12 protein-coding genes and 1 pseudogene are annotated in these 10,360 nt (G+C 45.1%); 10 read left to right on the top strand and 3 right to left on the bottom strand.

The window, feature by feature from the left end; genetic code table 11:
- Positions 1-422 precede the first annotated feature (422 nt).
- Complete coding sequence (gene rpsD, locus PX636_RS08820; RefSeq protein WP_002798058.1) at positions 423-1,031, top strand: 30S ribosomal protein S4; 609 nt, start codon at positions 423-425, stop codon at positions 1,029-1,031.
- 341 nt (positions 1,032-1,372) lie between these two features.
- Complete coding sequence (locus tag PX636_RS08815; RefSeq protein WP_002802832.1) at positions 1,373-1,654, top strand: BrnA antitoxin family protein; 282 nt, start codon at positions 1,373-1,375, stop codon at positions 1,652-1,654.
- Between the two features lie 277 nt (positions 1,655-1,931).
- Here PX636_RS08815 and PX636_RS08810 read toward each other — a convergent pair whose 3' ends face one another.
- From PX636_RS08810 to PX636_RS08800, 3 genes are all read right to left on the bottom strand, one after another.
- The gene (locus PX636_RS08810; RefSeq protein ID WP_012266176.1) at positions 1,932-2,150 is read right to left on the bottom strand and encodes a hypothetical protein; all 219 of its coding nucleotides are present in this window, start codon (positions 2,148-2,150) and stop codon (positions 1,932-1,934) included.
- A complete protein-coding gene (locus PX636_RS08805; protein WP_012266175.1) occupies positions 2,150-2,401 on the bottom strand; it encodes a type II toxin-antitoxin system HicA family toxin in 252 nt (83 codons plus the stop codon). The genes PX636_RS08810 and PX636_RS08805 overlap by 1 nt, the downstream gene beginning before the upstream one ends.
- Before the next feature lie 144 nt (positions 2,402-2,545).
- Complete coding sequence (locus PX636_RS08800) at positions 2,546-3,523, bottom strand: phosphate ABC transporter substrate-binding protein (RefSeq protein ID WP_288116790.1); 978 nt, start codon at positions 3,521-3,523, stop codon at positions 2,546-2,548.
- A 106-nt stretch (positions 3,524-3,629) separates the two neighbouring features.
- On the opposite strand from PX636_RS08800, the gene gpmI reads away from it, so the two are divergent.
- The 8 genes and pseudogenes from gpmI (at position 3,630) to PX636_RS08760 (ending at position 10,223) form a co-directional block, all read left to right on the top strand.
- Positions 3,630-5,228 carry a 2,3-bisphosphoglycerate-independent phosphoglycerate mutase gene (gene gpmI, locus PX636_RS08795; RefSeq protein ID WP_288116789.1) on the top strand — a complete coding sequence of 533 codons (1,599 nt, stop codon included), beginning with the start codon at positions 3,630-3,632 and terminating at the stop codon, positions 5,226-5,228.
- Positions 5,229-5,257: 29 nt separating this feature from the next.
- Entirely contained in the window at positions 5,258-5,515 is a 258-nt protein-coding gene (locus PX636_RS08790; RefSeq protein ID WP_002798041.1) for a hypothetical protein, read from the top strand.
- Positions 5,499-5,840 carry a type II toxin-antitoxin system RelE/ParE family toxin gene (locus tag PX636_RS08785; RefSeq protein WP_002761318.1) on the top strand — a complete coding sequence of 114 codons (342 nt, stop codon included), beginning with the start codon at positions 5,499-5,501 and terminating at the stop codon, positions 5,838-5,840. The genes PX636_RS08790 and PX636_RS08785 overlap by 17 nt, the downstream gene beginning before the upstream one ends.
- Positions 5,841-5,907: 67 nt before the next feature.
- Positions 5,908-6,141 carry a preprotein translocase subunit SecG gene (secG, locus tag PX636_RS08780; protein ID WP_002736485.1) on the top strand — a complete coding sequence of 78 codons (234 nt, stop codon included), beginning with the start codon at positions 5,908-5,910 and terminating at the stop codon, positions 6,139-6,141.
- Complete coding sequence (locus tag PX636_RS08775) at positions 6,142-6,885, top strand: peptidase (RefSeq protein ID WP_288116787.1); 744 nt, start codon at positions 6,142-6,144, stop codon at positions 6,883-6,885.
- A 199-nt stretch (positions 6,886-7,084) separates the two neighbouring features.
- The gene (locus PX636_RS08770; protein ID WP_288116786.1) at positions 7,085-7,813 is read left to right on the top strand and encodes a hypothetical protein; all 729 of its coding nucleotides are present in this window, start codon (positions 7,085-7,087) and stop codon (positions 7,811-7,813) included.
- Positions 7,783-8,007 (top strand): annotated as a pseudogene (locus tag PX636_RS08765) (hypothetical protein); the annotation flags it as partial. The gene PX636_RS08770 and the pseudogene PX636_RS08765, both read left to right, overlap by 31 nt.
- Positions 8,008-8,171: 164 nt before the next feature.
- The gene (locus PX636_RS08760; RefSeq protein WP_288116784.1) at positions 8,172-10,223 is read left to right on the top strand and encodes an NAD(P)H-quinone oxidoreductase subunit 5; all 2,052 of its coding nucleotides are present in this window, start codon (positions 8,172-8,174) and stop codon (positions 10,221-10,223) included.
- Positions 10,224-10,360 lie beyond the last annotated feature (137 nt).

The raw sequence follows: 10,360 nt of genomic DNA, 5'->3' as shown, positions 1-10,360 counted from the left end.
GCGCGACTTTTTACCCGGCCAAGCTTTTCTGGTCGGAACCCCCTCAGCCGAGCTTTCAAGGTGCTGCGCCGTCCACTTGGTTTTCGAGACTGGCTTTTTAATTCTAACGTAAAGCCAACCTAGAACGGCGGGGTTTCAGACCCAAAATTTCCGATGAAAAAAATACATCAGCTGCCGTCAGGCTTGAATCAGTGATCAGTAATCAGTAATCAGTAATCAGTGATCAGTATTCTCCGAGTCGGGAGTCAGTATTCAGGAGATTGCTTTTATTTATTCTCCCCACACCCCACACCCCACACCCCACACCCCATCATCCCACTCCGTTCTCCCCTCTCCCCATCTCCCCACACGCCAACTAAATCACTTAATTTGTGCTACGATAATAGTTTTGGGATAAATTTAAATAGGAGCAGACTGTCTGTATGTCTCGTTATAGAGGACCGCGCTTGCGCGTTGTGCGTCGTTTAGGGGAATTACCAGGCTTAACCCGTAAAAATGCCCGTCGTGCCTATGCACCGGGGCAACATGGCCAGGCCCGCAAAAAACGTTCAGAATATGCCATTCGTCTAGAAGAAAAACAAAAACTGCGTTTTAACTACGGTGTCAGCGAGAAACAATTAATTCGCTATGTCCGCAAAGCTCGCCGGGCTACCGGTTCCACTGGTCAAGTGCTGCTGCAACTCTTAGAAATGCGTCTGGATAATACCGTTTTCCGTCTCGGTATGGCTGGGACAATTCCGGGGGCGCGACAATTAGTCAATCACGGTCACGTCACCGTTAACGGTAGAGTTGTGGATATTGCCAGTTATCAGTGCCGTCCGGGTGATGTGATTGGAGTTAGAAATCAAGAGCGTTCCCAGGATCTAGTCAAAAGAAATATGGAATACCCCGGTTTAGCCAACCTGCCGAGTCATTTGGAATTTGACAAAAACACCCTTGTGGGCAAAGTGAATGGCGTTGTGGAAAGAGAATGGATTGCCCTCTCGATTAATGAACTGTTAGTAGTGGAATACTACTCTCGGAAAGTCTAGGAAAAAAGCCTTTTCCAGATACCTTGAGGACGCAAGTGGCAGCGTCCTTATTTTATCTCAAATGTCGGGGCGAAGACCCGAAGCGCTTAGTGCGATGAGACGGGGCTTTTAAAGGGGCGAAGTAATTCGCCCCAGGGTTCCCCTCATGAATGCTGACTTTGTATATAGACAATTCTCAAAAACCGATGCTCTAAGGGAGCATCTCACCTTTGTAACCCCTAAATCAGGTTTTTATGTCAAGCTATTTTGAAAGCCTTGCTAGAAACCAGTTTTATGGATAAGTATAATTACTCACTTGCATAAATGAGATGCTCCCTGCTCTATATCAAGGAGAAAACGCTATGAGCAACCCTGAATTTTCCCTTGATATGCCTCTTAAAGAGCGACAAGAGAAATTTATGCAAATGTCCGATGAGAATATTGATTATTCAGATATTCCTCCCCTAGATGATGAATTTTTCAAGAATGCTAAACTGGTCAAACCAAATCCACAAACAGAGCAAATTAGTATCAGGTTGGATTCAGAAATCCTTGAGTGGTTTAGGAATCATGCTCAAGAAAAGAGCTATCACGACCTAATTAATGATGTATTACGAACCTACGTCAAACATCAATCGCAATAGCCGATTATCTGCCGAGTAAAGAACCTCGAAGAAGCGGTTATAAATGGCAATGATTACAAGCTCAATTGCAGTGTTTGCCTAAATTAACTTGTAATATGGTAATTTTTTGTTTATTTAATCTAGAATTTAGTCGTTGATGGAAAGGAATGATTTCTTTCATCATCAACTGGTTTCTTCTTTCTTGATTGTGGTAGTCATAGCGGCTGAACTTGACAATAATCCTAATTATTATAGGCGATCGCCTAATCACTCACCACAAAACGCAATCGCCTCCTAACTAATGAGAAGATAAGGGATAAGTCGGTTGATTAGGGTTTTTATTAAGGGTTTGACAATCTGCTAAGTATTGTTCAATAACAGTTTTAAAAGCCTGTTCTAGTTCATCAACGGAAAGACCATCAAAAACGATAATATCTTCTATGTTGATGACACGACCAAAAAATAAGCGATCGCTTTCATCGTATTCAATCACAGCTTCATAGCCTTTGTATTGCATTAATTTACTCCTGCTTTAATTAAAAATTCACGAAGAGCTTTAATTTGGTATCTTTTTAGTTCTTTTTGGGGGTGAGGGGAATGAATATTGAGGGAAATTTTGTTAAGGTCAAATCGTACTCTTGAGCCATCGCCTTGAGTAATGTTACCTCCTAATGACTGAATTAAGTTAAGGACATCATCCCAAACGATGTTACAACGGATGGGATCGGCAAAAATAGCATTATAGGTTTTCCTCTGTTTTTTGTTCATTGGCTAATTATGGCTTGATAGTACCGCTAACCAAAAGCTTAATTCCTTGCTAAAAATCGCCAATAAATCCTTCATGGCCCCCAAACTAAATCGGACTTAGAGAAAAGTCTATCCTGTTTTGTCTTCTGAGTTAGTTTTCCTCGACTACTTTTGTAGATCTTCATTGGCCCGAAAAATCGCTTCTTGACCACCACTAGAGGACACAAAACCCATAAAAGCTTTGACTGCTTCACTAGCAGGTTCTTTGTAAACGTAGTAAAGGGTACGCTGCCAGGGATAATTAGGTTCACTGGCTGAAATTCCGTCCACAGCGAGCGCCCTGACGGTTTTTTGGTCGGCAATTTGGCTATAGGTTGCGTAACTAATGCCATTCAGTCCCAAAACTCGCAAAATCGGGGTGGTGGCATCCCTATCCATCATTTTAAAATTAGTTCCCCTACCAAATTCTCCCCCTTGCAGCACTTCCTGACGAAAACTTTGATAAGTGCCACTAATAGGAGGACGATTAATCACTTGAATAGTAGCAGCAGAACCGCCCACCTCCGACCAAGAGGTGATTTTTCCGGTAAAAATATCTTTAACTTGGGCAGTGGTTAACCCCCCTGCAAAGGGGTTTTTTACTCCCACCACAATAGCGATCGCATCTCGAACGATCGGACTAGAAGCCAATCCCTGAGAGCGTTCTGACTCGGTTAAAGGTCGTGACACCGCCGCAATATCGATCGCCCCCCGGGCCACTTCCTCTAATCCCCTATCAGATCCTTGAGCATTTGTCAAGACCTCTACCCCCTGAAATTTGGCCGTTAAAGCGGCTTTTAAGGCTTGATTAATCTGTACCATACTGGTAGAGCCATTAATGCGAATTGTCGTGCCACTGGGGATAGAAGTCGGTGGGGCAAAACTGACCACTCCCTGGGGGGAAGGGGGAGGGGGTAGGGGAGAGGAGGCACTTCCCGATGTTGGGGATTTTTGCGAACTTTTACTGCTGCCACAGAGAAAGAATTCTTGACCCGCAGCACATTGACTTTGTAGCCAGAAGTAACCCCCACCTAAAATGCCCGCAGTGGCTAAAAGAGCGATTATTAAAGCAGTTGTTTCGTTTTTTTGAGACATACCCATCATTTGCTGACATTAGGGGGTCGATCGCCTGGACACCGGTGATCAATGGAAGTTTCGATGATATTATCTTAGTGCATGGAAATCCACTCTTAATTTAGGACTGTATATCATGACCCACGCACCTATATCCCCAGTCGTACTGGTTATCCTTGATGGTTGGGGTTATCGCCCGCAAAGGTCGGATAATGCGATTGCAATGGCGAAAACCCCGATTATGGATAGTCTCTGGGAAGTTTATCCCCACACCTTAATCCGCACCTCCGCTAAGGATGTGGGACTACCAGAAGGACAGATGGGCAACTCGGAAGTTGGCCACCTGAATATCGGAGCGGGGCGAGTTGTACCACAGGAGTTAGTACGAATTTCCGATGCGATCGAAGATGGTTCGATTCAACAAAATCAGGCTTTATTAAAACTCTGCGCCGAGATTCGCCCCAAAAAAAGCAAATTACACCTGATTGGTTTATGTTCCGAGGGGGGAGTTCATTCCCATCTCGATCACTTACTGGGATTATTAGACTTAGCGAAAGTGCAAGGGATTAGCGATGTCTGCATTCATGTCATCACCGATGGTCGCGATACCAACGTCACCGACGGAATGCCAGCTATTAAACGGATTCAAGAACATATTAATAAAATCAAACTCGGTCGCATGGTGACTCTCAGTGGCCGTTATTATGCCATGGATCGGGATCGCCGTTGGGATCGGGTGGAAAAAGCCTATAACGTGATGACCAGTGATCAAGGTATCGACGGGCGATCGATTACTGAAGTATTACAGGCATTTTATGATCAAAATATTACCGATGAATTTATTCCCCCCACCAGAATTGCACCGGGGGCGATCGAAGCAGGCGATGGGGTGATATTCTATAATTTCCGTCCCGATCGAGCTAGACAGTTATGTTATGCCCTGACTATGCCCGATTTTGAAGATTTCGATCGAGATTTAATTTCTCCCCTCAGTTTTGTCACTTTCACCCAATACGATCCGAAATTACCGGTAGATGTGGCCTTTGCTCCCCAGAATTTAAATAATATTTTAGGACAGGTGATCGCTCAACAGGGATTAAAACAGTTTCGTTGTGCGGAAACCGAAAAATATCCCCACGTCACCTACTTTTTTAATGGGGGATTAGAAAAACCCTTTGAGGGAGAAGTGCGCGAATTAATTCCTAGTCCGAAAGTCGCCACCTATGACCAAGCTCCGGCCATGTCGGCAGCCGCGGTGACAACAGCGGTCTGTGGGGCGATCGAACAGGGGATCTATAGTCTGGTGGTAGTCAATTACGCTAACCCCGATATGGTGGGTCATACGGGCATTTTAGACGCAGCCATGAAAGCAGTGGAAACGGTGGATCTATGCTTGGCTAAGTTGTTAAGTAGCATCAATAAATTGGGGGGAACAGTGTTAATCACCGCGGACCACGGTAACGCGGAAACGATGGTGGATGAGTCGGGTAATCCTTGGACCGCCCACACGACTAATCCCGTTCCTTTAATTTTAATTGAAGGGGAAGGGAGAAAAATACCCGGCCACGGTGGCGATGTGCAGCTGCGGGATGATGGTCGTTTAGCCGATATTGCCCCGACTATCCTGGAAATTCTCTCTATTCCCGTCCCAGTAGAAATGACCGGGCGATCGCTGATTAAACCGGCCGAAGTGGAAATTAAAGCCAGTCGCACTCCCGTCCGCATCTCGCTTTAACGAGTAAAAAGTCAATAAAGGGGAATTTTATGCTGAAAACCATCGAAGGTGTTTATCGAGATGGACAAATACACCTAACCGAGTTACCCAATGATATTAGCGATCGCTCACAAGTGCTGGTGACTTTTCTCGATCAAATAGATCCTAGCAAGCTCAGACAACTGATGGAGTATTTAGAGAGCATTGAGGGGATTCAGCAAGGTTTCGAGGAGATAAACTCCGGTAAAACCCGTCCTCTGTCCGATTTTGCCCAGGAAATGGCCGAAAAATATGGTATTTCAGGTTGAAATTACCCCAACTGCCACGGCACAGATCGAAAAAGCCTATCGCTGGTATCGAGGTTATAATGCTGAGTTTGCTGACCGTTGGTTTCGAGGATTAATGAATGCTATTGCGACTCTGCAAGAGAAACCAACTCGTTGTGCTTTAGCACTCGAACAGACGATTTTTCTACCCAAAGAAGTCCGACAACTTTTTTATGGGAAAGGTAAAAATGTCTATCGAGTGCTTTTTACAATTAGAGATAGTACGGTTTATGTGTTATATGTTCGCCATAGCGCCCAAGCACCACTAACACTTGAGGATATAGAGGATGAAGAGGACCCTAGTTGATAACTAATTCAAAGCTGACGGCTTGATAACTGCTATACTTTGTAATGGAAAATAGAGAGTAATGATCATGACAGTGGTGCTGGTAGTACAGATTATTTGGGCGCTGGCGGCGGCCTTTCTGGCGATTTTGGTGTTATTACACAGTCCCAAAGGGGATGGTATTGGCGGTATTGGCGGCCAATCACAGATTTTTACCAGCGCAAAAACGGCGGAAAAAACCTTAAATCAGGTGACTTGGGCGTTAGGGACGGTATTTATCACCCTAACCATTGTACTGAGCGCCGGCTGGTTAAATCGCTAAATGCTAAGAGGTCGGTTCTCTTTTCTAGGACTCGCAGCCTTGGCGAGTCTTTTGCTGTTTTCCTATTCTCTGATTGCCGACAGTCGATCGCTACCGGAGTTAAAAACCCATCCTTTACCCGCTAATTTAGCCCAATGGCAAGAGCAAAACCAGTCCGGGGATTATTTTGATGCCGTGGAAATCAGTCCCGTGGGGGCGTTGATTTGGTCGCAATTTCCCGTGAAGATTTATATTCAGAGCGATCGCAGTTCTTGGCTGAGTTTGGTACAACAGGCGATCGCTGAATGGGGGCAGTATTTGCCGATGGAGTTGGTAAATCGGGCAGAATTGGCCGATATCCTCATTAAACGAGAGTTACCGCCGTCGGGAGTCCGTTTTAATGCCGAAACGGGTAAGTTAGAACTGCCCCGGGTGCGTTCTGCCATAACACAATACGAGATTTTTGTCAAGGAAAATCGCTTAACTCATCGGATGAGTATCCAGATTAGTCCTAATTTAGCCGATCGGTCGGCCTTAGCGGCAGCGCGGCACGAATTAGGTCACGCTTTGGGAATTTGGGGTCATAGTCCCCTAGAGACGGATGTGATGTATTTCGCTCAAACTAGAGATATTGCCCCGATTTCTAGCCGGGATATTAACACTTTAAAAAAGGTTTATCAGCAGCCAACTCAGTTAGGTTGGCAGATGGATCAGCTGCTCAATAGTGAGGTACAAAGTTTTCGTTTTCGGGAGACAGGAGACTAAGAGGAGAAAAAAGACAACAGACGACTAAAATATCTGTATAACCTCTGATTATGTCAAATTTATCTAGTATTGTAGATATTCTGATCTGATAGCAGCTCAAGAGCTTACTTTTGCCAGAAGTCTAATAGCCAAATGTTCTGGGAATATTTTGTGCTATAACAGATGGGTTACTTTAACTATCCTGAGTACAGAAAGAATCATGTTTAAACAGACTAAAATCCTCGGTTTAACGATTTTAGCTTCAGTTTTCAGCTTTACGCTCTCCTCAGCTAAAGCGGCTACTGTTCAGTTTAACACCCAGGGAAATATCACCGGCATTAAAGATCTAGTCGTCAATAATTCTTCCTACAATGTTAATTTTGTTCAGGATACTTTTAGCAATTTATTCGGCAATCCCTCTAATTTAAATCTGCAACCCACCTTTTGGCTAAATGCTCAGGGTGCAGAAGCGGCACGGAATGCCATTGATAATGTCCTAACAACGACTTATCCCGCTTTAATTGCTTTAGGTGAGACGCAAAACACAGGGAATTATGTTATTCCGCAACAATCTGCCTTCTTGGGTTTGAGTGTCATTGATAGCCAAGGCAATTTTACTTATCCTTCTGATTTGTTTGGTGCTGTCCTGGGAAATTATGGATCGTATTATCAAGGTCGTGAATGGCAAGAATTATTGGAGCAGATGTATCAAAACGGAGGAATGTGCGCTTGCACGATAAGTTACAATATTGATCCCGATATATATGGAATCGCTATTGATGCAACCCGTACCTTTGCGCTTTTTTCTCCTAATCAGGCCCCGGTTTCTGTTACTACAGCAGCAACCATTCCCGAACCTGATAGTCTGATGGGTGTCATCGCAATAGGCTTATCTATTTTCTTTTTCTTTCCCCAAAAATTCAATTTACCGAAGCATCACAAGGTTTAGAAGTGAGCGTTTCTGGCAATACCAACAGCATCCAAGTGGGGTTAAATCCGCGACTACCGATCGCCCAAATTCAAGGCAGTTTTTTATCCCGTTATCTTGGTAGCGAGGCGATCGTGGCGATAATTTCCTTTTCTGCTGGTTTAATCGTTTCTTTGCTTTCGTGGCTATTCGATAATTTTCCCGCTTCTCCCTAAAAATTACCGTCCCGCTCGCTAAACTGCCAAATCGATAAGATCCTTTGACCTTTCGCCGCCCTATTGAGCAAAACTAGGTATAAACACTTTCTTAAGAATTAACCTATGTCACAATAGATGAAGATAAACCAAATAGTGTGAAGTTGTAAACTAGGTATTACTGAATGGAACCGCTTTATCAGTACGCGTGGCTAGTTCCCGTCCTGCCTTTGGTAGGCGCTACCCTAGTCGGCGCGGGCTTAATTTCCTTTAATGAAGTCACCAATCGTCTGCGACAGGCAAATGCTGTATTGATCATTTCTACCCTCGGCGCGTCGATGGTGCTTTCTTTTGCGCTGCTGTGGAGTCAAATCAATGGACACGCTCCCTACAACCAAATGATCGATTGGGCATCGGCGGGTAACTTTCACCTGAAAATGGGTTATACGATCGATCACCTCAGCGCTTTAATGTCGGTCATCGTCACCACCGTGGCCTTTTTGGTGATGATTTATACCGATGGTTACATGGCCCACGACCCCGGTTATGTGCGTTTTTACGCCTATCTGAGCATTTTTAGCAGTTCTATGCTCGGTTTGGTCATCAGTCCCAACCTAGTCCAGATCTACGTTTTCTGGGAATTGGTGGGGATGTGTTCCTATCTGCTGGTAGGTTTCTGGTTCACTCGTCCGGCGGCCGCCGAGGCCTGTCAAAAAGCCTTCGTTACCAACCGCGTCGGCGATTTTGGCTTATTACTGGGAATGCTGGGGCTTTTCTGGGCCACCGGTAGCTTCGAGTTTGATATCATGGGTGAACGTCTAGAGGAATTAGTCTCTTCTGGAGCCATTGCCGGCAGTTTAGCGGCATTATTCGCCGTTTTAGTCTTCCTTGGACCCGTGGCCAAATCAGCCCAGTTTCCCCTTCATGTCTGGCTACCGGATGCCATGGAAGGTCCGACCCCGATTTCGGCCCTGATTCACGCCGCCACCATGGTGGCCGCCGGAGTTTTCCTGATTGCCCGGATGTATCCCGTTTTTGAGCCAATTCCCACGGCGATGACGGTAATTGCTTGGACGGGGGCCTTTACTGCCTTCCTAGGGGCAAGTATCGCCCTCACCCAGAATGATATCAAAAAGGGTTTAGCCTATTCCACCATCTCCCAATTGGGTTACATGGTTATGGCTATGGGTATCGGCGCTTATAGTGCGGGATTATTCCACCTGATGACCCACGCTTATTTTAAGGCGATGTTATTCCTCGGTTCTGGTTCGGTCATCCACGGTATGGAGGATGTGGTCGGTCATGAGCCGGTTTTAGCGCAAGATATGCGGATGATGGGCGGTTTACGCAAGTATATGCCCATTACCGCCCTAACTTTCCTGGTGGGAACTCTGGCCATCTGTGGGATTCCTCCTTTCGCTGGTTTCTGGTCGAAGGATGAAATTCTCGGTTTAGCTTTTGAAGCGAACCCAGCTTTATGGTTAATCGGTTGGGGGACTGCGGGTTTAACAGCTTTTTATATGTTCCGGATGTACTTTAACACTTTTGAAGGGGAGTTTAGAGGGACTAATAAGGAGATTAAACGCCGACTGTTAGCCAATGCGGGTGCGATTCCCGCTTTTGGACCGGGGGCAATGAATGTTAAGCAATTAGACTCGGAAGCGCAGGAAGAAGACAACCACGGCCATCATGCCCATGAACCCCACGAATCGCCAATTACTATGACTTTACCTCTCATGATTTTAGCGGTTCCTTCTTTGTTAATTGGTTTGGTGGGTAAACCTTGGCAGAATTTCTTCGAGGGTTTTATTCATGTTCCTAACGAAGTAGTGGAAGAAGTTCATGCTTTTGATTGGACAGAGTTTCTGATTATGGCGGGTAATTCGGTGGGGATTGCTTTAATCGGGATTACTGTCGCTTCTTTGATGTATCTCCAGAAGAAAATTGACCCCGCAACTATTGCCGAAAAATTCCCCGTTTTGTATCGTTTTTCCCTGAACAAATGGTACATTGATAATCTCTATGATCGAGTTTTTGTCCAGGGTTGTCGTCGTCTCGCACGGCAAATTATGGAAGTGGATTATCGCGTTATCGATGGGGCAGTGAATTTAACTGGTTTAGCTACTCTTGTCAGTGGTGAAGGTCTGAAATACCTCGAAAATGGTCGCGCCCAATTCTACGCTTTAATTGTCTTTGCCGCAGTTTTGGGTTTGGTAATTGTCTATAGTCTGGTGTAGATTTTTAATCGGTTGACTAAAGATTTTTAGGGGCGCAAAGCCCCTTTTTTCAGCTTTAAGTCCCCCTTTTTAAGGGGAATTTAGGGGGAGCAAACTTTTTCAGCCAACCCTATTTAGGGGCTGTTGAGAAAGCTTTT

The organism is Microcystis sp. M53598_WE2 (genome assembly GCF_030067735.1).
Lineage (GTDB): Bacteria > Cyanobacteriota > Cyanobacteriia > Cyanobacteriales > Microcystaceae > Microcystis > Microcystis aeruginosa.
This window is presented reverse-complemented; position numbering and strand designations above follow the sequence as displayed.